Below are 26587 nucleotides of genomic sequence, written 5' to 3'. Positions count from 1 at the left end.
CAACCTAAACCGCAATTGTCTAGGTTGGTGTTTTGTATTTAGAAGCGTAAACGCGCCATGTAGTAAGTGTCGATGTACTCTCCATCGCGGAATGAGCGTGCTTTTGCTTCTCCTTCTATCTCAAAGCCAAACTTCTTATAGCAGGCAATCGCTTTTTCATTGTCTGTGTTGACTTCAATTTGGATTCGCTTTACTTGTAACCAGTTGTCGGCAAGGTCGAGTACCGTTTCGATAAGTTTACTGCCAACCCCAATGCCTTGATACTCATCGTGAACCCCCAGACCAAAAGTGGCACAGTGGCTAATTCTAGGGCGTTGATTGTGCTCAAAACCAATGTTTCCTACCACTTTTCCATCAACTTCAGCAACAAAGCTGTATACGCCAGCGGGGATGTTTTCCAGTCGTTGGGTCCACATGGCAACCGATGGTTTTGGCAGTTGCAGCGTCTCTCTTTGAGCGCTCGGTTGCGAGTAAATGTCACAAATTGCTGCAGCATCATTGACAAGCGTAGGACGGATCAATATTTCCATAATGTTATCTCACGACGGGTTAAACATCGCTCAACCATAACTGGAAAAAATGAATTGTTAAAGTATTGTTTAAAAATAAATTTTCAGTGAATAATTGTTATTTATAACGATAAGGTATCTGTGGGAGGGGGAGCGCATTGGATAATGAGGTTTTCAGAAGGAAATTAAGGGAGCGAGGCTCCCTTTTACGCTAAATAGTGATGTTGTTTGGGTACAACTTTATTTCGATTTACGTTGTGCGGCTTTGCGCTCAAGTTTCTCTTTGCGTCTTTGAGCGATCACTTGATCCGCTTCGCCACCAACATGCACTTCGCCGCGTGCTTTCGCTAACTGAACTTGGCGCTCGCGCTCGCGAAAACGTGCTTTTTGTTCATCAGTGTGTTTATCGACACATTTCGGGCAGCTGACGCCTTTTTCGTAGGCTTCAGAGGCCATGTCTTCTTGCGTTATCGGTAAGCGACACGCGTTGCACATCTCGTAACCGCTTTTCTCTAGTTTGTGGTCTACCGCGACCCGTCCGTCAAAGACGTAACAATCACCTTCCCACAAGCTCTCTTCTTCTGGCACTTCCTCAAGGTATTTGAGTATCCCACCTTCAAGATGGTAAACCTCTTCAAAACCTTGCTCTTTCATATAGGCCGTGGACTTCTCACAGCGGATGCCGCCCGTACAGAACATCGCCACCTTTTTATGTTTTGCTGGGTCCATGTTCTGAGCAACGTAGTCAGGGAACTCTCGGAAGGTGTCTGTTTTTGGGTTTACGGCATGCTTGAATGTGCCAATCTCAATTTCGTAGTCGTTGCGAGTATCGACAACAAATACCTCAGGGTCGGAGATCAAGTCGTTCCATTCGCTCGGCTTTACGTACGTGCCAACCACATGGCGAGGGTCGATACCTTCGACACCTAACGTCACAATTTCTTTTTTCAGCTTAACTTTACTGCGATTGAACGGCTGATTGGCTTCAAATGATTCTTTGTAAACAATATCCGCCAAGCGAGGATCTTGCTTAAACCAAGCAAGCAGAGCGTCGATCCCCTCTCGAGTGGAGGCCACAGTGCCATTGATGCCCTCATTTGCTAAAAGTAACGTCCCACGGATGTCGTTTTCATCCATTAACGTTTTTAGAGCGGGGCGAAGGTCAACATAATCTTCAAGTCGCACAAACTTGTACAGTGCGCACACTACGTAATTCGTCATATTCATTCCTGTAAGCGAGCTGAATCGTAAATTCAGAGCTTTTTGTTTAATTTCGGGCTGAGTATAACCAAGTACGTGCCCCACAAATACGGACAGTTATTGGGGGTAAAGCAGCGAAAAATAGATCGCTAGTTTTTGTTTTCCAAATTATGAAAAACGTTTAGCTGGAGGAGAGTAAACGCATTAAGCCTTGCGTTTAGTACTTATTGCTCCGGCGTAGATTCCATTTCAGCATAATATACTTCAAGCTCGTTACAGGTTTTTTCATCCAGAACATACTGACATTGAAGCATCGCGTACTCCTCGCGATCGAAGACGTAAACTTCACCATCATGCTTTAAGTGGAGTATCTTTTTGTTCGTCGTGGTTGATGAGTTAGCCATGCTACCCAACACCGCCACTGCAATACACACAACAATTATTCTTTTCATAGAGCCACCGACGTTTTTATAAGGAAGAATTCTATACGTTTTATATGTTTTTGTACGGATACCTTACATAGCGTTACAGAACGAATGCTCTAATTGAGACGGGCTTCTCAAGGTGCTCAGATATGCACTCTTTTGACTTATGTCGTACATTAAGAAGGCTTATTTGTATTAATTAATCCATGCTATTTTTCAATTAATCGTTGTCATTAAAAACTTATCGTACTACGATAAGTAATTATCTTTTAAAAATAATAATAAAGGAACATTATGTTACGCTTCAGTCGTAGAAAGGGCCTGCTTGCGCTCTCTTTGTTACTTGCATTACCCAATGTTGCCACTGCTTCAGACATTCAAAATACGAGCCCTAAATGGTTAAGAGATATCGCGATGTCTCCAGACGGCGAAAAGATCGCGTTTACCTATGCTGGGCAGATATGGCTTATCAGCGCGAACGGGGGAGAAGCGACGCCATTGACCGGGAGTGATGTGTATAGCGATCACCCGGTTTGGTCTCCTGATGGTCAGTCGATTGCGTTTCAATCGAAACGGTTTGGTTCTGGTGATGTGTTCATCGTGCCCGTTACTGGTGGACAAGCGAAAAGGTTGACCTATCACTCAAGCGCCGACGTGCCATACGAATTTAGTTCTGATGGTTCAGAGGTGTTGTTCAGTTCAAGACGACTTGGTGACAGTGACGCAACGCTAAATAACGGCTTTATGGGCAATAGCAGCAAGCGCTTGTATTCCGTATCAAGCGAAGGTGGACGCGAGAAGCTGCTGTTATCAAATCCAGTGAGTGCGTTGTCAATGAAGCCGGATGGCACCGCATATCTCTATACGGATGAGCCTTCATTTGAGCAAGAGTGGCGAAAGCGAGCAGTTTCAGACGCTACTCGTGACATTTGGCGTTATGACACGCAAACGAAGCAGCATCGTAAACTCACTTCGTTTCGCGGCGAAGACAGAAATGCCGTTTGGGCGAGTGATGACTCAAGCTTTTACTATTTGTCTGAACGTTCTGGGTCATTCAATGTGTGGAAAAAGCGCATGGAGGATGGCGCCGAGCCAGAGCAAATCACCAACCATGACACCTTACCTGTTCGTTTCCTCAGTGCGAGTTTAAGCGGTGATCTCGCCTACGGTTACAATGGCCAAATCTGGCTTAAGAAAGCAGAGCAGGCAAACGCAGAGCCTGTTGATGTGTTTATTCGTCAAACCTCGCTAAATCAGGGACGACGCTTTGTGACTTTGAATCATGAAGCGACGGAAATCGCGGTCTCACCATACGCGCCTGAAGTGGCGATTGTTGCCCGTGGAGATGTGTACGTTGTGTCGCTATTATCTGGCATGACGAAACGAATTACCGACACACCAGCGGCAGAGAGAGACATCTCATTTTCAAACGACGGCTACTCCATCATGTATGCGTCGGAGCGAAACGGTAACTGGGATGTATTCCAAAGTTATGTGAATGACACGGGGAAAAGCTTCTCGACATCGTATGATATTGTCGAAGAGCAATTGTCTGATAAACCAGTCGATGAGTTCCAACCGCTCTATTCACCGAATGGTAAGCGCGTGTTGTATCGAGAAGATCGTAATACGCTGAAAGTGTACGATCTTGAGCAAGATGCAACGTACACCTTATTGGACAATCAAGCGCTCTATTCCTACATGGATGGGGATTTGTCTTACAGCTGGTCCCCAGATAGTGAATATGTGGCGACGCGCAACAACTCTGAGTTAGACAGTGACGTTGTTCTGATCAAAGCCGATGGCAGTGAAGCGCCAATCAATATCACTAAGAGCGGGTTTACCCAAAATCGCCCGAAATTCTCCCAAGATGGCCAAGCGGTGTATTGGTTGAGTAACGCCAATTCTACTTATGGCATTGATGGCTTCGCCCAGCAGCAAGATATCTACATCACTTACTTAAACCAGCAAGCGCAGTTTAATGCCAATAAGACCGATGAACAGCGTTGGCTTGATGAAGAGATTGCAGCAAACCAAGAGAGTGATGCTGAAAACTCGCCACCTGAGCCAAGCATCATTGAAGAGAAGGGGCTGAAATATCGAACTGAGCGCGTCACTGCTTACTCGACGTCACCGATGTTCACTCACTTATCGGCAAACAATCAGTATATGGTGGTCATCAGTGCTGAAGGGGATAATGCGGAAATCTTTGAGATTGATCTAACAACCGGAGAGCGCACACCTCTGTTCACTCGCAGTTACTACGACGTTCGCGCTGCTGCCATGGCACCCGATGATGAAACCTTGGTGATCATTGGCGATCAAGGCATCGAGAAGCTCAATGTTGTGACAGCCGAGAGCGAATACATTGACTACGCAGCACAGGCCAATTACGACTTTTCAGCCGAAGTTGGCGCCATGTTTGACCATGTGTGGCAGTTGACCAAAGTGAAGTTCTACGACCCGAACATGCACGGTGTTGATTGGGATAAGTATGGTGAGTTGTACAAACAGCAGCTTCCGGGTATTCACAACTACATTGATTTTGCTGAGCTACTGAGCGAGCTTGCCGGTGAATTGAACGCCTCTCATACGGGCTCCCAGTTTGATGATTCGCTAAGTACTTGGGAAGAGCCGTCTTCGCTCGGTCTGTTTTATGATCACAATTACCGAGGCAAAGGCGTGCGAGTAAAAGCGGTATTGGCAGGCGGTCCTGCGGATACCTACCAGTCTCCAATCAAAGCGGGCAGTATTATTTACTCTGTAGATAGGGTAGAGATTGCGCCAAATCAAGACATTTACTCCCACCTCAACTTTAAGCAGGGGCGTGTCACCAAACTCAATGTATTGAAGCCGGGTGATGAATCAGCTCAAGACTTTAAGCTTGTTCCAATTAGCGTTTGGCAAGAAGGGCAACTGGCTTATGATGCGTGGGTTGAGGAGCGTCAAGCGCTGACGGAAAAACTGTCGAATGGTCGACTTGGCTATGTCCACTTAGCTGAAATGGGGCCAGATAGCTTTGAGCGAATGCAGAATGATCTGTTTGGCAAGTACCGCGACAAGGAAGCGGTGGTTGTGGATGTGCGCTTTAATATGGGCGGCAACCTGACTAGTCAATTGATGGAGGTGCTTTCTGGTGTACGTCACAGCTCGATTGAAACTCGTGATGGGTATAAATTGACGTCATTCCCAGAAAGACGCTGGGCAAAACCAAGCATTATGATTGCCGATGCGAACAGCTACTCTGATGGTTCTATCACGCCATTCTTCTATAAGCGAGAGGGGCTAGGAATGTTAGTCGGCGAGCGCGTACCAGGGACGGGGACGGCGGTAATTTGGCCAAGCCTGCAAGAGTCTCGGATCAACTATGGTGTGCCACAGTTAGGCTTCAAAGATGACAACGGCAATTGGTTTGAAAACCAAGAAATTGTCCCTGACATCTTGGTCTACAAATCGCCAGAAGATGTCGCCAAGAACAAAGATCGACAACTTGAAGTCGCAGTGGAGGCCATGTTAAAGCAGCTCGATAAGCAATAAGCAATAACCAATAGCACTTCACCAATGAACACCTCCACTTAGGTTGCAAAGCCTATTGGAGGTGTCTTTTTTAGTGCTCTTGAAGATATGAATGGATTCTGCTTTGAGAGACCTTAGACGTGACATTTGAGCAGAAGAAACGAGAATAACGTGTTAGAGTTCGCTGAGGTTGCGCACTTTATTCCATATTGAATGGCGCATCAAAACCTATGACTCTGAATGTTTGGAAACGAGTATTCGTTTCGGAGCGATTCTTCAAACCAAGGATGATTTATGAACTCTGAATCCACATCGTGGAAAACGCCGCAGAACTTCCTGTTGGTGGTTTCCATTGTTGTCCCTATCGCTTTCTCAAGCTGGATGGCGTTGCTAAACAACTTTGTGATAGAAAAAGCGAGCTTTGATGGCGCCGATATTGGCTTGTTGCAAAGTGTACGTGAAATCCCCGGTTTCCTTGCGTTTACCGCCGTGTTCGTCCTTCTTTTTATTCGTGAGCAGCGTTTTATTTTACTCTCGCTTGCGGCGCTTACTCTGGGCACTGCGATTACCGGATTCTTTCCCACGCTATTTGGCTTGCTGATGACGACCTTACTCATGTCGATTGGATTCCACTACTTCGAAACCCTCAAGCAATCGCTGTCACTTCAGTGGTTATCGAAAGATGAAGCGCCGGAAATGTTGGGTAAGTTTATATCGATAGGCGCGCTTGCCTCACTGTGTACTTATGGGGCTCTGTGGTTCTGCCTTGAAGTCTTCCATATGGACTTCAAATGGGTTTATTTAACGTTCGGTGGGGTCGGATTCTTGCTGGTGGTTTGGATGGCGTTTGCCTTTCCCGAGTTTCAGTCGAAAGTCCCTCAGAATAAAAAGTTGGTGTTGCGCAAGCGATATTGGCTTTACTACGCATTAACCTTTATGAGTGGTGCTCGTCGACAAATTTTCACCGTTTTTGCAGGGTTTTTGATGGTCGAAAAATTTGGCTATTCGGCTGCAGATATTACCTTGCTGTTTCTTATCAACTACCTATTTAACTTCTTGTTTGCAAAAAGAATTGGTAAATTCATTGGTCAAGTGGGCGAGCGGAAAGCGCTGATTTTTGAGTATGTTGGCTTAATTGGTGTGTTTGTTGGATACGCAATGGTTCAAACTGCAGAATGGGCGGCCGCGCTGTATGTTATCGACCATCTATTCTTTGCCTTAGCCCTTGCGATTAAAACCTATTTCCAAAAAATCGCCGACCCTGCTGACATGGCCTCTACAGCGGGTGTGTCGTTTACTATCAACCATATTGCTGCGGTATTCATCCCAGTGTCGTTTGGATTTATTTGGTTAATCTCTCCCTCTGCCGTGTTTTATATCGGTGCTGGGATGGCGATGGTCAGTTTGTTGTTGTCGCTCAATATCCCAAGAAAGCCTGAAGAGGGCAACGAAGTACGCATGCTTAAGTGGAGTTAAAACAATGATGAAAATTGGCATTATTGGCCTAGGTGATATCGCTCAGAAGGCATACCTTCCCATTATCACTCAACTGGCTGATGTTGAGCCTATATTTTGTACCCGAAGCTCAGACGCTTTGCAGGTATTGTCTGAGCAATATCGAGTGGGGCAAACCTGTCATGACTATCGCGATTTACCTCGGCTCGGGGTCGACGCCGTAATGATTCATGCTGCCACGAGTGTGCATAAGCAGATCGCGAGTTATTTTTTGCAGCTAGGCATCCCAACGTTTGTCGATAAGCCATTAGCGGACAATGCCGCAGATGTCATGGAACTGTATGACATTGCGAGCAAGCATAACGCGCCGCTTTATGTCGGTTATAATCGTCGTCATATTCCTCTCTATAATCACTACTTGCCGGAAGTCGCTAATGGTCGATGTGGGGCATTAACCTCTCTTCGTTGGGAGAAGCATCGTCATAATCTATCTGGTGAGGTGAGAACGTTCGTATTTGATGATTTTATCCATCCACTTGATAGCGTTAACTTAGATTGTCGAGCGGACATAAACGACGCCTATGTCACCCAACAATGGGTGGGTGAGCAGTTAGGTCGGCTAGATATTCAGTGGCAGGCCGGCGAAACGCTGCTCCATGCTTCAATGAATCGTCAGTTTGGTGTGACCACAGAAAGGGTCTCGGCAACCTACCAAAATAAGGCGCTGCAATTTGATTCCTTTATGGCTGGTCGCCAATGGGAAGAGGGGCAAGAGGTGGCGTTAGCATTGAAAGATTGGACACCAATGCTAACGACAAAGGGTTTTGAAGCAATGATACAAGACTGGTTGTCGGTGATCAGGGCGGGGCAACTGGCGAGCCATATCGTCGAGCGCAACATTGCTACCCATCAACTTGCAGAGGCGCTTGTCGCTCGTTTGAACGCGTCGAAGCGATAAGGACACCCAAGCGTTCGCACCTAAAAAGTGAAGTCTCAGGCTTCACTTTTTTTAGTTGGATTACACTAATCTTTGCTGCAAGTACTCAATAAAAGTCTTGATCTGGCTTGGGATGTACTTCGATTGCGCGTATTGGGCGATGATTTTGCCTTGATAGTTGCCGCCTACGTGCCAGTCTCGCAAGACTTCTACCACTTGCCCAGAGTCGATATACGATTGAATAGCGAACTCTGGAAAGACCGAAATACCTACCCCACGCAACACAGCTTCACGGCGAATTTCGCTGTGGTTCACAACAAATGAGCCGTTAACGTTAATCGATACACGCTTGTTATTGTTAGTAAATTCCCAAACTCGGTCGCGAGGATTCTCCCCTAAACACAAACAGTTGTGGCTTGAAATGTCTTCTGGGTGAATCGGCATCCCATATTCTTCGATATAGGCTGGACTTGCGCACAAAACCAATCGACATTGACCTAAAGGTTTGGCGATCAACCCTTCCGTTGGTTTGTTGGTGATCATAATGATGATGTCCACTTCATCGCCAATCGGATCAATGTAGTGGTCGGCGACTTTGAGCTGCAACGACACGTTGGGGTAGTCGTCGATAAAGTCGAGGATCATCGGCATAAGTACTTGGCGAGACAATGCTTTTGGCGCTGCAACACGTAGGCTACCTGAAACATCGGTTTTATCGACCTGCGCCGCAGAAACCGCCATTTTGGCAGAGTTCATCATGTCACTACACAGGCTATAAACCTCTTGCCCGGTTGAGCTAAGACGCATCTGGCGAGTGGTGCGCTCTAGCAGTTTTTCTTCCAACGCGTTCTCTAGCCTAGTGACCGATCGGCTCACGGATGACGGGGATACACCAAGTTTTTTGGCGGTCTTTGAGAAGCTGCCCGACTCCACAACATTTACGAAGATTGCCATCTCTGAAAGTAGCGGAATAAGCTTATTTGTGTCCATGGCGCAATTATCCTTTGCATTATGGCTATATTGTTTCGCTCAAGTTACTTATAGATACTAATTAAGTCAATTGACAACAACTAAAAATAATAAAGGACGTGAAACATGAAGAAGATCAGAAGTATCGAGGATGTTCAGGCAGTTGCTGACGTTTCGAAGCATATTTTGACCTTATTCAGTGGGGGGCTAGATAGCTCATATGTATTAGAACTACTCAAAAATAGTCACGCAAAAGTCACGGCTGTCGCGGTCGACTTGGGTGATGGTATCGAAGAATCGAACCTAAAGCTCATCACCGATCACTACGGCTTCGATCTTAAGATCATCGATGCAAAGCAGGAGTTCGTTGAACACAGCTTAGTGTCCGCGATTCAGGCTCAATCCATGTACCTAGGGGATTACCCTGTTAGCTCGTCACTCTCACGCCCAATTATTGTCAAAAAAGCGGTGGAGCTGGCGGAAATCCTTGGCTGTGATGCGATTATTCATACCGCCAACCAGTCACAAAACAGTTTACGTCGTCTTAATGGCGCGATTGAGCGCTCGGGCTTTGATGGGTTTTATGGCTCTCCTTATGAGTATTCCGCGCTTACAAGAGAAGAGAAAGCCAAAGCACTTTTCCATTCAGGTTTAGTTGGTTTTAAAAGCCGCAATGTGAGCGGTGACTCCAACCTTTGGTGTCGTGAGTTTGAGTCTGGCGTTCTCGACAACCCAGAACAATTCACCGTTTCAGAATCTCTGTTTACCTGGTCGCGTTGGCAGCCAGAAAAACATCTAGAAAACGATCAAATTAAGATTGGCTTTCGTCAAGGCTACCCTGTCACCTTGAACGATCAGCCCATTAATTTACTTGAGTTAATTACCTTCATTAACAACCACGTTGGCGCGTACGAGATTGGCCGATATGTAGGGTTCGACCATCTCGATCAGGACGAAAAGGTACTAGAGGTGCGCGAAGCACCCGCCGCAACACTCCTGATGAAGGCTTACAAGCTGCTGGAAACAGCAGCTTTACCTACCGATGTTCTCAAAGCAAAAGCAATGCATAACGACATGTGGACACAAGAAGCGGTTGAAGGTCGCTTTGGCAGCATGATGCAAAATGCCAGCTATGCGTTCATCGCCCACACTGCGGAATTCATTTCTGGCAGTGTTCTATTCAATCTCACCAGAGGAAGTGCTCTGGCGACAAGTATCGTGGCGGAAAACCCAAGGTATCTGTGTGATCGTGACCGTTGGGAAGTGGAAGTGGCTCATGAACGAAGCCAGCGCTCCTTGCCGTTGGATACTCAACCGCAAAAAGCCCATCAAGCAGTGTAGTAGAGAGGTGCAATTTATGGAGAGCGTTAAACAGGTCGCGAGTCGTAACGTTTCAGTGATTACGCAAATATTGGCGCAAAATCAATATGTCTTTGTCAGCGGTAAGCACATGACGTCCTTACTGCAAACCAACGTCGATGAGGTGATTCGTTTTAAAAACTGTTGGAATCACTTGGAAAGGGATCAATACATGGCAGACGGCGGTACGTATCGCTATCGCCGATATGGTCAGTTTATGAAGTTGCCGGGCAGCCATGAGATTACCATGTTGCCTCATGAACCTTATGTTCAGCCTTCTTACATTAACCAGCTCAATGGTGATATTGAACGTCACTTTGAACCGTTGACAGACCGCTTTGTGACTTCGCCGATTTTGGAGCGACTGCTGCAATTGATGAGTGACATTTACGATGGCGCAGAAGGTAAGCCAACCAAGTGGAATATTCGGCTCCACCCTTACCGAATCATTGCTGATGATTCCGAGTTGGGACAGCCCACACCGGAAGGTTTGCATCGTGATGGTGTCACCTACATTGCGTCGCTGATGATCAACAAAATCAATGTGATGGGAGGGCTGACTACCATCACCGATGCAAACAAACAAGAGTTGGAGACCTTAGTGTTGGATAAAACGTTTGATGTCGTGATGGCGGACGATGAGCAAACCATGCACGAAGTCTCACCAATTCGACCTGAGAGTTCAGACAAATGCGCGTACCGGGATGTACTCGTGATCGCTTTTACAAAAATGGAGGAATAGTATGACTACGGCTGCGAGTTCGTTAAAAAAAGGAAGTTTTAAGTTTCCAGTAACAGAATCATTGCTGCTTTTGGTGGCGGTATTTTGGGGAACCAGTTACGGGCTCACAAAAAGTGCCTTAGTGTATACCAGTGTTTTACTCTTCATTACGATACGTTTCTCAATCACTTTTTTATGTATGCTACCTGTAGTGATTCGAGACTTTCGCCGAGGGCTCAATAAAGATTGGAAGATAGCAATACCGACCGGCTTTATTCTATCGGCGATTTTTTTCTGCGAAGTGTTTGGGGTTTCTCAGACCTCGGCATCCAATGCGGCCTTTTTGATCAGCTTGACCGTGATCTTAACGGCCTTCGCGGAACTGATAATTAACAAAAAGCGCGTAAGCAATACCCTACTTGGTCTCACCGTCTGTAGTGTGGTGGGGGTTTTGCTGCTGACCAGTGAACAAGGGATCGAGTTTTCGTTAAATACGGGCGATTACTTTATTCTGACCGCGGCGCTGCTACGTGCGCTGATGGTGACGTTAACCAAACGGTTTACTGAGGGCAAAGAGATTACCACCTCAACGTTAACCTCACTTCAGTCGTTGGTTGTGGCGTCATGTGCGATTGTTGGCGCAGTCGCGTTTCTACCTGCGTCGGAGTTTGTGTTGCCGACCTCGACGGAGTTTTGGATTACGGTTGCGTACTTAGTGCTGTTTTGTACGCTGTTTGCCTTTTATGTCCAAAACTACGCGGTGCGCAGAACCTCGCCTACTCGTGTTTCCTTGCTAATGGGCAGTGAGCCGTTATTCGGTGCGATCTTCGCTATGGTCTGGCTGCAAGAAACGTTGAGTGTAACCCAACTTGCTGGTGGGGCACTTATCTTGTTCAGTGTGATAGTCACTTCAACCCGAGAAAGCTAACCAAGCCGGGCGAATGCCCGGTTTTCTTTTTCCTGCATCACGTTCTAAAGCGTTGAATCCTCATCGTAAAATAAAGCCTAATACCCAGAGGATGGATCTTCTTTACACATCGGTTACTATGAAGGCGAACTAAGAGGCAATGGCCTGCCCAGAGAACAATCGGAGTAAAGAATGAGCAAACCTTTGAACGAGTGTATCGTCCCTATGTACCCAACCATTCAAGCGCTAGACGTTAACGCGTTAGAGGCGGGGGAGCACAAGTTTTGGTTTGCTGTGGCAACGGATGCTATTGGCCATCCGCAAACACTGCCAGTGAGAGTGTTTAAAGGTCAAAATCCGGGTAAGCGATTTATGATCACAGCAGGTGTTCACGGTGACGAGCAAAATGGTATTTTAACGGCGCAGCAAATCGCTCGGGAGCTCGTCGGCAAAGCCATTGCGGGCGTCGTGACGATTGTTCCTACGGTTAACCTGTCAGGCATTGCCCGCCATAGCCGAGACTTTCACTCCGCCGCGCCGGATAGCTCATCTGCGAATCTTAATCGCGTCTTCCCGGGTAGCCCTACTGGTGATGACGCAAGCCGCTACGCAAACAGTTTGTGGGAGAATCTGCTCAAACCCAATGCGGATCTGGCTATCGATCTCCATTCCCAAACCAGCGGCAGTGCTTATCCCTTGTATGCGTTTGCTGATTACCGCCTAGAAGATGCGATTCGTATGGCTAGGCTCATTAACCCCGACGTTATTCTTAATGATCCCGGTGACCCTGGCATTTTGGAAACGGTTTACAACCGCGCCGGCATTCCTTCGATCACGATAGAGGTTGGCATTGGCCGCTACACCGATTTAGTGATGGTAGAGCGAGCAACCAAAGGGGTGATGAACATTCTTAAGTCTTATGAAGCGCTGTCAGGCAATGTGGACGAATCTGAGGTGCCTTGCGTGGAAGGCGAGCAAATTGTCAGTGTCAGAGCAAGCCAAGGGGGGTTCGTAATCTGCCATGTCGACTTAATGCAAACGGTTTGTGAAGGGGAGAAATTGGCAACGCAATACAATAGTTTCGGTGATGAAATCGAGGTTTACTACTCGCCGATTAACGGTACCGTCATAAGCCACAATGTTGAGTCAGTTCGAGCGCCGGGATCGTTGGTCGTTAGACTAATTCAATAACGGATTCGCTGCATATTATGGGATAACTATTCACCCACATCATTGGTGTTCCTGATAAAACACAGGAACACTTCTTCACCAGATAAAGCAATTACTCTATAAAATTCGCTCACCAATGAGATCTAAATCACATTTATCTGTAAACGATAATTGATCTCATTACCATTCTCATGCAAACTTCGGCGCCTATTAATAATTTGTATGTTGCGTTGTTTATAATGAGATTAGTGAATATTATTTTGCTTTCTTTTTCAGTATTAGCATCAAATGCTATTGCGAGTGAAGAGAGTGAGCAAAACCATCAATGGCTTCGAGACGATTCTCGCTCAAATGCCAAGGTAATTCGCTATCTTGAGCAGCGCAATCGTCAAGTCGAACAATTCCAACAAGCCCTCCAACCTCTGAGCGATGCGCTTCAAGACGAGTGGGCAAATCATCGCGTACAGCGTGGCAGTCAGCCATGGCTGATCCGTGATGGAAAAGAGTATCTGGTCACCCGCGTAGAAGGTCAACGATGGCTGAGAGTCAGAGACGCCAATTCATCTCAAATCGTTGATCTACTCAACATCGAACAGCGAGCAAACCAGCATGACTACTATCAGCTTGGTGGCTGGTCAGTCAGCCCAGATGGACGAAAAATTGCCCTTACTGAAGACCTAGTTGGTAACGAGCAGTACCAAATGGTGGTGGTTGAAGTGGCCACTGGTAAAGAGCAGCGCTTTAATGCCAACGGTGACACTACTGTGATTTGGTCTGCCGATAGCAAGAGTGTGTATGGCATCGTGAAAACGGTTCAGGATGCCAGACCAAGTCGATTGGTGCGTTATTCGCTAGTGGGTGGAAAAGTCACGGACGTTTACACCGAGACGGATCAATCATGGCTTGTCTCTGCCTACCTAGCTAGCGATCGCCAATTTGCCATTGTGCAAAGCAACTCTGAATCTGCCAGCGAACAGCGCGTTCTTGATCTGTCGAATGGTGAGTTGTCAGCCCCGTTAGCCAAAAGACGTGAGGGCTTCGAGTACTACGCAGACATCGCCAAGGGCAAGCTGTATGTACAAAGCAACCGTGATGGTCAGTTCGCTCTATACTCAAGCTCGCTAAAGGATTCGGACTGGCAGGTCATCTACGCGACTAGCTCAGGCGCAGAATTGCAAACTTACTACGTTTTCCAATCAGGCCTTGCGGCGATTGAACAGAAGCAAGGACAAAAAAGTCTCGTCATTTTAAACCACCGTGGTCGGGAGCAACATCGAGAATTACTTTCTCCTTCAGGCAGCGTCGCTTGGCTGAGTCGAGTTGGGGATTACGCCAGCGACAAACTGCGTATTCGTTCAATGTCGATGACCCAACCTGCGCTTTGGGAAGAGTTCGATGTTTCTACGTTAACCCGTCGCCGATTGAGCGAAGATACGTACCCGTCATACCAAGCCGAAGAGTACCATACAGAAACGATATTCATCCCATCGGGTGGTGTTCAGGTTCCTGTGACTCTGGCGTACAAGACGTCAATGCTGACTGAGCGATCTCCTGTGGTGGTTTATGGATATGGTGCGTATGGGTTTACGATGAAGCCTTACTTTATGCCGCAGACAATCTCATTGATGGATCGCGGGATCATTTATGCGATTGCTCATGTTCGTGGTGGTGGCTACTTTGGCGAAGCTTGGCATCAGTCGGGGCGCGGGGTCAATAAAATCAACGGCATCAAAGACTTTGTTGCTGTGTCAAAAGCGATGTCGACTTACAAAAAGGGTCAGCGAAAAGTGGCGGCAATCGGCTCGAGCGCAGGGGGAACCTTAGTCGCTGGTGCGCTCAACCAAGCTCCACAGCTATTCAGCGCGGCGAGCCTGACGGTCCCATTTGTCGATGTTGTCGCGAGTATGTCAGATTCGACGCTACCTTTGACAGCGCAACAGTTTCAGGAGTGGGGAACCCCATCGATTCCTGAAGAGCGGGCGAAAATGGCGCAGTACGATCCCATCTTAAATCTTACCTCTGCTAACTATCCTGCAACGCTTGTTCGCGTTGGTTGGCATGATCGCCGAGTGCCTTATTGGGAGGGCGCCAAATACCTCTCACAACTAGAAGCGACCAGCTCAGGCACTGGTCCCTATCTTCTAGAGACAGATTTTGAAAGTGGACACGCTACGGATCAGCGCAAGTCTTCACAACGCCAAGCGATGGAATACGCATTTCTTATTAAACAATTACAAAAATCGGAATAACGAACCGGAGCCATCATGAAACTTTCACGAGTCAATGTTGCTGTGCTGACTGCACTGGCGGCAGGCCTTGTACACGCGGAATCTAACGTCAGCACCTTTGAAGAGGTGGTCGTCACTGCCAATAAATACGAAGAATCATTGTCAAAAACCGCAGGCTCTGTCTCGGTCATTGACGGTGAAGAGATGCGTAAAAAGGGCGCGACCGAACTGTACGAAGTGCTTAAAAACGAGCCGGGTGTGAGTGTGACTGGCTCGGCGGGTACCGCACAGAATATCACGATTCGTGGTATGTCGGGGAACCGCGTTTCTGTAGTGAAAGATGGCATTTCAACATCAGATGGCTACGGTGCCAATGACTTGAACGATGTGATGGGTCATAACTCCTTTGATGTTTCATCTGCAAAAGAGATTCAAGTCGTGAAGGGCGCAAGTTCAACAAGTTTTGGTTCTGGCGCGCTTGGCGGTGTGATCATTGTTAAATCGCTCTCGCCGGAAGATTTACTCGACGGTGAGGATTTCTATGTGGACGGTGCCGCGAACTATTCCGACAACAGTAGTCGCTATAGGCTCTCATCCAACTTAGCATTCGCACTTGGCGACACTAGCTCCTTGGTTCAAGCCGCGTATTGGAGTGGTGAAGAGAGCAAATCGTACGACGAAAACTTGTGGAACCGTGAAATCGAAGGCCTTAGCGCCGCTTACACCATCCAGCACTACCTAAACGATGAATGGATGCTGAAAGCCAAAGCGGATTTCTATCGTGAACAAATGATCCGTGAAGAGGGGATCGCACCTCCTCAACGTGACGCAAAAATGGATATCGAGACGTTTTACGAAGACGAAACGCTATCTAATTACCTATTTTGGTTGGGTGCTGAATACGAGTCAGAAACCTTGCTCCTCGATACGCTAGAGACGAAAGTGTACTACCGACACACCTTGTTCAACGAAGACTCCAATAAGCTCATGTATCGTGATTCTAATGGCGTACGCCTGTTGCGTCGTGAGATAGAAAATCGTCAGTTCCAAGATCAGCTGGTTGGTTGGTCTGCAGATATGATGAAAGAACTGTATCAAGGCGAGCTGAAGCATACGCTGGTTTATGGCGGTAAGTTTGAAACGACCTATCATGAGCGCCCAGTCGATGAAAGACTTACGGACTGGCATGGCGTGAAAGTGACCCAAACTAACCCATTTGCTCCGGCAACCAGCTATTCAGTGGGCGCCTTTATTCAAGACTCTATTGAAGTAGGCAACTGGCGTGCAATGTTGGGGCTTCGCTATGACTCCTACCGCCTGAGCTCTGACAGCGGCCGTTCAATTGGGATGGAAGACCTGCCCGATAACAACAGCAGTGAGGTGTCGCCAAGTGCGTCGATTGCCTATCAATTTACCCCAGCATTTAACAGCTACTTTAGCTACAAGCATGGCTATCGCGCGCCAGAATACTCAAAAACCTATGGCTTAGTGAATCATGATTTCGTGCAAGGTAGCGCATTCATCATTATGCCTAACTTCGAGCTAGAGGAAGAAACCAGTGACAGTTTTGAAATTGGTGCCAAGTACGATGATGGCGCTATGCGCGTGTATGGGGCGGTTTTCTACAACGTATTCAGAAACTTCATTGAGCAAAAGACGGTTGGTAAACGCGCAGGAACCAATATCACCGAGGTGACCTTTGACAACCTAGATGGTGTTCGAACCTACGGTGCTGAAGCGTCGGTGGAATACTCCCTCACCAATACGATTATCGCCAGCACTAACATCGGTATCGTTGATGGAAAAGACAAAGAAGGCGATTACGTCCGTGCCATCACGCCACTAGAAGGTAATGTGGCGCTTAACTACGACAATGGAGCGCTTAACGGTTACGTGCAGCTTAACTGGGCTGACCAAATGAATCGCACCAGCGTATGTGTTAACCAGCAAAAAATCGCGGTTGACTGTGCGACCACCGCGGGCTGGGGTGCCGTTGACATCGGTCTAGGCTATGACTTTGGCAACAATACCAATATTAGTGTCAATGTCATCAACCTATTCGATCGCGAGTACATTCGCTACCAAGATATCGCGGGTCTCGAAAGCCTACACGAGGCATTCCAAACAGAGTCCGGCCGTTACTTCACCGTCAACGCACGTTACGCGTTCTAAGGATTGAACATGAAGAGACGTTATTCACTGATCGCCGCAGCGCTGATTTCTACAGGCGTTGGCGCAGGAGAGTGGGACTATCCTGCAGGCAACCAAGTGGTGAGCGACGCAGTTGCGGCGCAAGACTATTTGCAACGCCACTACCCTGAGGCAGGGACGGTGTCATTACGCTATCAAACGCAGAGCAAACTCGGTCACCAGTACAATTTCAATATTGCAGTGGACGGCGAATACCAACCGCAGCGCGCCTTAGTGGTCCATACCGACAAAGATGGCATCGTGCGACGTGTCTTCAAGAGTTTGCACGACACCATTATTCGCAACGGCGAGGCGACAAAAGCGTCTGAGTTAGAATCACCACGCCGCTTAAAAGCCCAGTATCCACCCTCTTTGGCTTCAGGGGAGATGGTCACTGCGACAGTGAATGTAGTGGATCCAGACCTGAGAACCATGGACAGACATGTTGCGCCAGAACTGCCTTGGCTCGATGTGGCGGACTACCCAAATACCCCAAGGTTTGTTGAACGCAACGTTGAAGTCTTAAAAAGTGGTGAGCATTACTACTTGTCGAATTCGCGTGTGACGCAAGTGGATGCGGAGTATTTGGAAGAGTATCAACCAGATAGCAAAACCTGGGTAAAGAGTGGCAGCGCGTCATTTTTGGCACCGGAAGGTATTGTGCAGTTTAGCCAACTCAGCGAGTTAAACACGCTCACCTTTGCCAGCAATGACTTTACTCAAGTGATGGCGTTTTACCATATCGATGAATCGTTGCGATATGTTGAATCTCTGGGCTATTCGCTATTTACAGAGCCCGTGGTGTTTGATGGTCGAGGGCTATCCAACAACAACTCAAGCTACTTCCTTGGCCCAAAGGCGGCAATGTTTGGTATTGGTGGCTCACCTGATGCGATTGATGCGGATATCGTCATTCACGAACTTGCCCATGGCATCCATTATCAAATTGTCCCTGACTGGGCATATGGCCACACCGGTGCTATGGCGGAAGGGTTTGCTGACTACTGGGCAGGCTCGGCAAGTTACAGAAAGCTTCACCAGCAAGGCTCAGAATTTGAAATTGACACCGTATTTAACTGGGATGGCTATTTCGGCAATCGCATTTCCACACGCAGTCTTTGGAACCAACGCGCGAAGTATTTTGAGACCAGTGAATATCGCGCTCACGAAAGTGTCGGTGGTGAGCTCGGGGACGAGCTATGGTCGACCCCTTTATTCCAAACCTTAAAACAGGGCGTCGAAAAATACGGAGAAGAGGCGTTCACCGAAATAGATACCCTAGTCTTGGAGTCGATGTTTGGCCTTGGTCGTGGGATGAAGATGCACGATCTAGTTGAGAGCATCTTGTACACCGCCAAGACGCTTTATCCGGAGAAAGAGTATTACGACATTCTCAAGCGCAACTTCGCCACTCATGGTCTAGAGAAAGCGCCGTTTGTGCTTGAAGTCGATAGCCGTTACGTTGATCCCGCTCAGCCGATGGCGGTTCGTTTGATTGCCAATGGGCGCCAAGCCTCGGTTGATGGAACGGTGATGACCTCGAGCGGCCATCAAGCAGTCATTAAGCAAGACAAGTTTTCTGTCGCAAACCAAAGGATTCAGCTTGATGGTAAGGCGTTGTGCGCCAAGCCGTTTGAACTGGATGCGAATATTGGTTACCAGTACGGCCCTGATTTACGCATGCTCAATTGGACCGACAATCGCACACTGATTATGGGCATTCCACAGCTTAGCCAGCCATTAAAGGTTCAAAATTCCGCGTTGCCAGACGCTTCGTTGGCAAGCAACGGTACCTTCAACGCTGGATTCAAGAGCTTTAACTTCATCATCAATGACAAACAAACGGTCACTGAAGATTTCGGTGTCTATCTCAAGTTCCAGCACCAACAAATGAGCGATTTGCAGGCGGAGCTCGTCTCGCCATCGGGAGTTAGGCAAACATTGATCGCCAATCCCCGTTATTCACTGAGTGAAAAGCGTTTCTATTGGGTGGCGAAACATGATCCTCAGCTTCAATCCTTTGTTGGGGAGCCGCTTAATGGCACTTGGCGACTGGAAGTTTCCGATGTCGGTATAGGCGATACCGGGATATTGGTCGAATGGGCAATCGGTTCAGTCGAGCGTTATAGCTGTGAGCAGACGACCGACAGTACAGAAAACAACAAAACCAACAATAAATCCGGCACAGGGGGAGGCGCGTTCTCATGGGGGCTTTGGCTTCTTGGAGGACTATTACTCTGGCGTCGTGAGCAAAAACACACTCATTAATTTAGAAAGCAGCAATATGAAAACTCAACTTACTTTGCTTGCCGCAGCTGTGATGTTAGCAGGTTGTGGTGGCTCAGGAGGCTCTGATGAGAGTGCTCCAACCTATACTCTTTCCGGAACAGTGAAAGCACAGTCTATTCAAGGCAATGAAAAAGTATGTGCTGACCTGAACCAAGACTTTGTGTGCGGTTCAGGTGAGCCAAGCACGACAGCCAGCAATGGTCAGTACTCCATTACCAGTACGAGCAAGGCCATTTTGGAAAACCCAATCGTGGTTGAAATTGACACAGGTTCGACGGCGCTGAACACGCGCGCGGATGCTGCTAACCAAACCGCGATCTTGGTTGCGCCGGCGCAGAACAAATTAGCGGGCAACGATATCAGTGCGGTGTCGACCCTAGTGGCTGGGTACGTAGCTTCTGGTGAGAGCTTAGCAACGTCAGTGGCTCGCGTAGAATCACACTTTAAAGCACTGGGTTTACCTTCAGACGACATCATGCAGCAAGTTGACGACGCAGCGTTTCAGACTCTGGAAAAAAACATTCTTACGCTAACCAGTGCGATGGAAGAGTCTAAGCGAAACGATCAAGTGTTTGCGTTGGCGGTTCAACTTGATGACCAGACCACCACGTTAGGCAAAGAGTTGTTAACGGATCAAAGCGCGAAAGCGATGATGGTCAAACTCGCTTCTCAGATTACGTTATCTCAAATTGCATACCGTGATCACAATGATACCGGGATTACATCTTATGTGACTGATGGTGGTTATGTGGATCAATCACCAGCCGATTACCCGGGTCAAGATGCCGACTTTGGTCATGATAAAAACGATGGCGGCTTTAAATTTGTGAAGCTGGATGCGTCAGGCAAAGCACTCTCTGAAGACGCTGCCGAGTGGTCGTGTGTACAGGATCAACGCAGTGGTTTGATTTGGGAATCGAAGCTAGATAACGCAGGCTCTCCACGCCATTTTGATCGTCTGTTTGCTTACCAAGAAAGTGGAGTGATTGAACCTTACATCGAAGACATTAACATCTTAGGTTGTCGCAGTACGGACAACATCTGTACCACAGAAGAGTACGTGAATTACCTAAACAAAGAGGCGGTGTGTGGCATCACCAACTGGCGTTTACCGACCTCCCATGAAGTATATAACTTGATTGATTTCGGTGAGACAGAAACGGACGCGGACAACCAAGTCTACGGTTTTACCAAGCAGTTTTTCCCGCTGCAAAGCAAAGCGAGTTACTACGAAACGGGCGTGATTTGGACCAAGTTCGCATCGTTCTCTGAGTACTCGGATCAAGCCGCAGCGAATGGACACTTCTTTAATGCGATTGAGACTCGAGGTGAATCTCGTGGTTCGATTTCACCGCAAGAAATATACACCAGCGAGACGCCAACGGATAACTCCGACTCTTATCAATTTGCGGTTCGTTTAGTGGCATACCCGGAGAACAAATAATGAAAAAACTGACAATCGGTATCGCGTTAAGTTTGGTATCCACTTTTTCTATGGCCGCTCAAGAGTGCCATGTTGATTTTAGTAAAAGTGCACCGAACATTCGTTACGAATTTAATGACAATGGCACCATAAAAGACAAAGTCACAGGGTTAACTTGGATGCGCTGTGCTGTGGGGCAAGAATGGAATGCAGAGCAAGCGACTTGTACGGGAAACGCAACAGGTATGTTTTGGCAGGCTGCATTAAATGAAGTGGTGTCGATCAACCAAAGTGAGAGCCACAAATTGCACCAATTTGGTGGTAAGCAAAAATGGCGCATGCCGAATATCAAAGAGTTGGTGAGCTTGGCTGAATTTTCCTGTCGTACGCCAGCGCTAAATACCAAAGCTTTCCGTGGCGCCTTCGACACACGTACAGATGATGCCGATCTGACGTCTTACTTGTGGAGTAACCACCACCTTCCAGACACGCAAAGAATCATGACATTTGACACGCGTAACGCGCAGGTCTTTAGCTACGGCATGTCTCAATCAAAACTCGGTGTCTTGCTGGTGGCCGACGACGAGTAACAAACACAAGCGAGCCTTCGGGTTCGCTTTTTTGATCTCATTGCTGACCTTATCGGTAACAGATTAAAACAATCTTAACGCAACCATGAGATGAGAAAATCAACCACTGCCAAAGGATTCAAAGCGCACCTCGACACCAAGGTGTGCCCTGTTTGCCTGCGTCCATTCAGTTGGCGCAAAAAGTGGCGAAATAACTGGGCCAATGTGATCTATTGCTCAGATGGGTGCAGAAAACGCAAAACCGTCAGCATGGGGTTAGGTGATGAGAGGTGATGTTGTGTGGTGCGTCACTAATCTGCGATTGGATTAACACGACAAAACCAGAGTTTAAGGTACTCTAAAGTGGACTAGTGATAGAGAGAGGACACCATCGATGTCGAAAAGCACAAAACTACAACATGAAGACAAATTGGTAAAAAAAGCACTCGAAATTGGTGGCAAGATGGCCAAGATGCAAGGGTTTGATTTACCGCAGTCCCCTCAGCCTGTCCGAGTCAAAGCCATCTACTTGTTCTTAGTTGATGCCAAACAAATTACGCCATTGCCAGAAAGTAAATTGGATGGCGCAAACATCAAACACAGACTGGCACTTTGGATACACAGCGCGCTGCCAGACAATGATCCATTGAAGTAGGCCGCCTCTCTGCGTGCGCGATTTGTTTGCTCGGACGTTTGTCTTATCTTTGCGTTTACGTCGGACTTTAACGTAACAAATACTTGTTCATATGATTTGCAATGCTCTCATCGCGAACACTACCAATGGTTGACCACATCTGACTCACTAGCTCTGGGTTCTCTGACGCGAAGCGCTGGCTGAAAATCAGATAGTAGTACTTTCTGAGTATTGGTGGGTTGACCTTCACGATATTGGGTAATTGATTCTTTTCAATGTAACTGTCGGCGATGTTGCTTTGGATCGCCACTGCCGATACACGCCGCTTCTTCAACAATTCGAACAGTTGAGCGGTACTCGGCATCTCCAATGTCTCTATACCTTTATCAGATAACACCTTCTGAATAGAAAATCCGTTGTGCACACCGATTGGACTTCTGATACTTGCCGATAGGTTTATCCCGTCCCACTCCAGCGATTGATCACGAAGACGATAAAAAAAGTAATCGAGTGTCGCGATACGCAATGCGCTGTCAGCTTGGTTATCTTTGGTGGGATAAGCCGCGTATCGGGCTCGTTCTGGGCTATAAGAGAAAATAAAACCGCCATCGACTTGATTCGTTTTGATTTGCTGAAGGACTCTTTTGCCCGGCATTCGAACGTATTCGATTTCTACACCCAAGGTGTCAGCGGCCTGCTCTATGATATCGATGGATAGCCCAGGCGGCTTGGCGACTGCATTACCGTTGCCCATTTGGAACGGAAATGATTCAACGTCTGAGTAGGCAAGTCTGATGGTTTTAGGCGATGAGGCATAAGCATTAAAAGCGGACATATACATCACAAGTACGACTAATAGAGAGCGCATTCAATTCTTTCCGTAGAGTTATAATTATCACTTTTCCCACATCAATTTGTTGGTGCAAAGTGTCGGTTATTTGATTTTATCGATAATCTTAGTTTGTTACTGTCTACTGATTCTCGCTTTGAAACGATGACAATCAGGGTTGCCCCTCCTATTGTTAGGATAGACAGATAGTTCCTTAGATTGGCTTGTTAAACAACCCACTCAGCCTTGAGTTTAGAAGAACCAAATTCACAGTGCCACTTCGGAAAGATTGACGCGGCATCGATTACAAAAAGGCGAACCTTGTGGTTCGCCTTTGGCTATTTAAGTGAGTTTCCAACTTGGTTGTCTGTGTTCAACCAGAAAAATTACTCTTCGTAGTTGTCGATGCTTGGACATGAACAGATCAAGTTGCGGTCACCATAAACGTTGTCTACGCGGTTCACGGTAGGCCAGTATTTCCACTGCTTAGTTGCAGGAGAAGGGAAGCAACCCATCTCACGAGGGTATGGGCGATCCCACTCTTCACTTGCAAGGTCAACTTGCGTGTGAGGTGCGTTCACTAGTGGGTTGTTGTCTAATGGCCATGCACCTTCGTGAACCGCTGTGATCTCTTCACGAATCGCGATCATTGCATCACAGAAACGGTCGATCTCTTCTAGATCTTCAGACTCTGTTGGCTCAACCATTAGCGTGCCTGCTACAGGGAAAGACATGGTTGGTGCGTGGAAACCGTAGTCCATTAGACGCTTAGCAATGTCTTCTTCACTAATACCTGTTTCTTCTTTAAGCGGACGAATGTCGATGATGCACTCGTGCGCGACGCGGCCATTAGTACCACGGTAAAGAACAGGGTAGTGAGGGCGCAGGCGCTCCATCATGTAGTTGGCGTTTAGAATCGCTACCTTAGTCGCCTCTGTTAGACCTTCTTCACCCATCATTGCGATGTAAGCCCAAGAAATAGGTAGAATAGATGCACTGCCTAGATCTGCTGCTGATACTGCGAACTCTTCACCTTCAACACCGTTTTCGATGTGACCCGGTAGGAAAGGTGCTAGGTGCGATTTCACACCGATAGGACCCATACCCGGACCACCACCACCGTGTGGAATACAGAAGGTTTTGTGCAGGTTAAGGTGAGAAACGTCAGAGCCGATAAGACCAGGAGACGTTAGACCAACCTGAGCGTTCATGTTCGCGCCATCTAGGTAAACTTGACCGCCAGCGGCATGAACCATTTCACACACTTCTTTCACTTGCTCTTCGTAAACGCCGTGCGTAGAAGGGTAAGTGATCATGATGCTTGATAGGTTATCCGCGTGCTTTTCGATTTTCGCTGCTAGGTCTGTCATGTCGATGTTGCCATCGTCATCACACTTAACCACAACCACTTTCATTGACACCATTGAAGCGGTAGCAGGGTTTGTACCGTGCGCTGAGCTTGGGATCAAACATACGTTACGGTGCCCTTCGCCGCGGCTCTCGTGGTAGCGTTGAATCGCGATTAGACCTGCGTACTCACCTGATGCGCCTGAGTTAGGCTGTAGTGAGAAGTCATCGTAGCCTGTGATTTCACACAGCTTCTCTTTTAGATCTTTCGCTAGCGCAGAGTAGCCCGCCGCTTGCTCGATTGGTGCGAATGGGTGAATCGAACCAAACTCTGGCCATGTTACTGGGATCATCTCCGCGGCGGCGTTCAGCTTCATTGTACAGCTGCCTAGCGGAATCATACCGTGAGTCAGTGAGAAGTCTTTGTTCTCAAGCTGTTTTAGGTAACGCATCATCTGCGTTTCGCTGTGGTGCGTGTTGAATACTGGGTGCGTAAGGTATTTTGAAGTACGACGAAGCGCTTCAGGAATCGCTGCAAATTCGTTGCTCGCAATTTCTGATGACAGTGCGTTTACGTCTTGTTCTACGCCAAATACGGCAAATAGCGCTTCAACGTCAGCAACGGTTGTTGTTTCATCTAAGCTCACACCGAGTTGAGTTGGCAGTTTGCGCAGGTTGATGTCAGCTGCTTGAGCTTTTGCGTACAGCGCTTGAGTCTGTTCACCTGAATTGATGGTGATGGTATCGAAGAAACTGTTGTGCGCGAGTTCGAAGCCAGCTTTAGTTAGACCAGCAGCCAAAATAGCTGTCATGTGGTGAGTACGGCGAGCAATAGTACGCAAGCCTTCTGCACCGTGGTAAACCGCGTAGAAAGATGCCATGTTTGCTAGTAGTGCCTGAGCAGTACAGATGTTTGATGTCGCTTTCTCACGGCGGATATGCTGCTCTCGAGTTTGCATCGCCATACGTAGTGCTTGGTTACCGTTAGAATCGATAGAAACACCGATAACGCGACCAGGCATCGTACGTTTGTGCTTGTCACGTGTTGCCATGAATGCAGCGTGTGGACCACCGTAACCCATAGGTACGCCAAAGCGTTGTGCTGAGCCGATCACGACATCTGCGCCCATTTCACCTGCAGGCTTAAGTAGAGCTGAAGCGAGTAGGTCTGTAGCAACCGTGACTAGTGTTTTGTTGGCCTGCGCTTTAGCGATGATGTCCGTTAGGTCGCGAACTTCACCGGTTGTACCAGGGTATTGAACCAGCGCGCCGAACACGTCTTGCTCTGGTAGTGACTCTAATGAACCGACTTGTACGTCAAAGCCGATGTACTTAGCGCGAGTTTTAACAACTTCTAGCGTTTGAGAGTGAACATCATCTGCAACAAAGAAGACGTTGCTCTTGCTCTTACCAGCGCGCTTACATAGCGTCATTGCTTCGCCTGCTGCTGTTGCTTCGTCAAGTAGTGAGGCGTTAGCAATGTCCATTGCGGTTAGGTCCATCACCATTTGCTGGAAGTTAAGCAGTGCTTCTAGGCGGCCTTGCGAAATCTCTGGCTGATAAGGGGTATATGCTGTGTACCAACCTGGATTTTCCAGCACATTACGCAGGATTACGTTTGGCGTGAAAGTGTTGTAGTAACCTTGGCCGATGAACGTACGCTTGATTTGGTTTTGGTCGGCAAATTCGCGCATGGCAACCAACATGTCAGCTTCGCTTTTTGCTTCGGCCAGTGTCATTGGTTTTTCTAGGCGGATTTGCGCTGGAACTGTTTCATCAATCAACGCGTCTAGATTTGCAACGTTGATCGCTTCCAACATTTTTTGTTGGTCAGATTTGTTTGGACCGTTGTGGCGAGCAACGAACTCATTTTGTGTGCTGAGGCTTTGAAGTAATTCAGTCATTGTCCT

Annotated in this window: 20 protein-coding genes; 14 read left to right on the top strand and 6 right to left on the bottom strand. The window is 47.6% G+C overall.

What is annotated here, in order from left to right:
- Positions 1-38: 38 nt before the first annotated feature.
- From U9J37_RS16430 to U9J37_RS16420, 3 genes are all read right to left on the bottom strand, one after another.
- Entirely contained in the window at positions 39-530 is a 492-nt protein-coding gene (locus U9J37_RS16430; protein ID WP_005469774.1) for a GNAT family N-acetyltransferase, read from the bottom strand.
- A 219-nt stretch (positions 531-749) separates the two neighbouring features.
- A complete protein-coding gene (locus U9J37_RS16425) occupies positions 750-1730 on the bottom strand; it encodes an oxygen-dependent tRNA uridine(34) hydroxylase TrhO (RefSeq protein ID WP_039623901.1) in 981 nt (326 codons plus the stop codon).
- A gap of 203 nt (positions 1731-1933) precedes the next feature.
- Entirely contained in the window at positions 1934-2161 is a 228-nt protein-coding gene (locus U9J37_RS16420; protein ID WP_005469634.1) for a hypothetical protein, read from the bottom strand.
- A gap of 267 nt (positions 2162-2428) precedes the next feature.
- Between U9J37_RS16420 and U9J37_RS16415 the strand changes: the two genes are divergently transcribed.
- From U9J37_RS16415 to U9J37_RS16405, 3 genes are all read left to right on the top strand, one after another.
- Positions 2429-5671, top strand: coding sequence for a S41 family peptidase (locus U9J37_RS16415; protein ID WP_005469723.1), 3243 nt, complete (start codon positions 2429-2431; stop codon positions 5669-5671).
- Positions 5672-5944: 273 nt separating this feature from the next.
- Positions 5945-7126, top strand: coding sequence for an MFS transporter (locus tag U9J37_RS16410; RefSeq protein WP_005469671.1), 1182 nt, complete (start codon positions 5945-5947; stop codon positions 7124-7126).
- A gap of 7 nt (positions 7127-7133) precedes the next feature.
- Positions 7134-8063, top strand: coding sequence for a Gfo/Idh/MocA family protein (locus U9J37_RS16405; protein WP_043886532.1), 930 nt, complete (start codon positions 7134-7136; stop codon positions 8061-8063).
- Positions 8064-8123: 60 nt separating this feature from the next.
- Here the strand turns inward: U9J37_RS16405 and U9J37_RS16400 are convergent, their stop codons facing one another.
- Positions 8124-9032, bottom strand: a complete 909-nt coding sequence (locus U9J37_RS16400) for a LysR family transcriptional regulator (RefSeq protein ID WP_005469702.1) — start codon at positions 9030-9032, stop codon at positions 8124-8126.
- 105 nt (positions 9033-9137) lie between these two features.
- On the opposite strand from U9J37_RS16400, the gene U9J37_RS16395 reads away from it, so the two are divergent.
- From U9J37_RS16395 to U9J37_RS16345, 11 genes are all read left to right on the top strand, one after another.
- Complete coding sequence (locus U9J37_RS16395; protein ID WP_005469475.1) at positions 9138-10352, top strand: argininosuccinate synthase-related protein; 1215 nt, start codon at positions 9138-9140, stop codon at positions 10350-10352.
- A gap of 16 nt (positions 10353-10368) precedes the next feature.
- Positions 10369-11112 (top strand): 2OG-Fe dioxygenase family protein, encoded by a 744-nt coding sequence (locus U9J37_RS16390; protein ID WP_005469689.1) that lies wholly within the window; start codon positions 10369-10371, stop codon positions 11110-11112.
- Position 11113: 1 nt separating this feature from the next.
- Positions 11114-12019 carry a DMT family transporter gene (locus U9J37_RS16385; RefSeq protein WP_005469535.1) on the top strand — a complete coding sequence of 302 codons (906 nt, stop codon included), beginning with the start codon at positions 11114-11116 and terminating at the stop codon, positions 12017-12019.
- 171 nt (positions 12020-12190) lie between these two features.
- Complete coding sequence (locus U9J37_RS16380; protein WP_005469612.1) at positions 12191-13189, top strand: succinylglutamate desuccinylase/aspartoacylase family protein; 999 nt, start codon at positions 12191-12193, stop codon at positions 13187-13189.
- A gap of 218 nt (positions 13190-13407) precedes the next feature.
- On the top strand, positions 13408-15417 hold the full coding sequence (locus tag U9J37_RS16375; protein ID WP_005469640.1) for a prolyl oligopeptidase family serine peptidase: 2010 nt from the start codon (positions 13408-13410) through the stop codon (positions 15415-15417).
- A 15-nt stretch (positions 15418-15432) separates the two neighbouring features.
- Positions 15433-17568 carry a TonB-dependent hemoglobin/transferrin/lactoferrin family receptor gene (locus U9J37_RS16370; RefSeq protein ID WP_005469832.1) on the top strand — a complete coding sequence of 712 codons (2136 nt, stop codon included), beginning with the start codon at positions 15433-15435 and terminating at the stop codon, positions 17566-17568.
- Between the two features lie 9 nt (positions 17569-17577).
- Positions 17578-19854 carry a proprotein convertase P-domain-containing protein gene (locus tag U9J37_RS16365; protein ID WP_005469528.1) on the top strand — a complete coding sequence of 759 codons (2277 nt, stop codon included), beginning with the start codon at positions 17578-17580 and terminating at the stop codon, positions 19852-19854.
- Between the two features lie 16 nt (positions 19855-19870).
- Entirely contained in the window at positions 19871-21319 is a 1449-nt protein-coding gene (locus U9J37_RS16360) for an Lcl domain-containing protein (protein WP_043886531.1), read from the top strand.
- Positions 21319-21888: an Lcl C-terminal domain-containing protein gene (locus tag U9J37_RS16355; RefSeq protein WP_005469660.1), complete on the top strand. Its 570-nt coding sequence runs from the start codon at positions 21319-21321 to the stop codon at positions 21886-21888. The genes U9J37_RS16360 and U9J37_RS16355 overlap by 1 nt, the downstream gene beginning before the upstream one ends.
- Before the next feature lie 90 nt (positions 21889-21978).
- Positions 21979-22161: a DUF2256 domain-containing protein gene (locus U9J37_RS16350; RefSeq protein ID WP_072036437.1), complete on the top strand. Its 183-nt coding sequence runs from the start codon at positions 21979-21981 to the stop codon at positions 22159-22161.
- A 100-nt stretch (positions 22162-22261) separates the two neighbouring features.
- Positions 22262-22522: a DUF5062 family protein gene (locus tag U9J37_RS16345; protein WP_005469730.1), complete on the top strand. Its 261-nt coding sequence runs from the start codon at positions 22262-22264 to the stop codon at positions 22520-22522.
- Positions 22523-22589: 67 nt separating this feature from the next.
- Here U9J37_RS16345 and U9J37_RS16340 read toward each other — a convergent pair whose 3' ends face one another.
- The gene (locus U9J37_RS16340; RefSeq protein WP_005469654.1) at positions 22590-23369 is read right to left on the bottom strand and encodes a substrate-binding periplasmic protein; all 780 of its coding nucleotides are present in this window, start codon (positions 23367-23369) and stop codon (positions 22590-22592) included.
- A 347-nt stretch (positions 23370-23716) separates the two neighbouring features.
- Positions 23717-26581 carry an aminomethyl-transferring glycine dehydrogenase gene (gcvP, locus tag U9J37_RS16335; protein ID WP_005469763.1) on the bottom strand — a complete coding sequence of 955 codons (2865 nt, stop codon included), beginning with the start codon at positions 26579-26581 and terminating at the stop codon, positions 23717-23719.
- Between the last annotated feature and the right edge of the window lie 6 nt (positions 26582-26587).

Source organism: Vibrio sp. 16, from assembly GCF_963681195.1.
GTDB classification, from domain to species: domain Bacteria; phylum Pseudomonadota; class Gammaproteobacteria; order Enterobacterales; family Vibrionaceae; genus Vibrio; species Vibrio sinaloensis_D.
The sequence above is the reverse complement of the archived record's forward strand: the minus strand, read 5'-3'. Positions and strand labels throughout refer to the sequence as shown.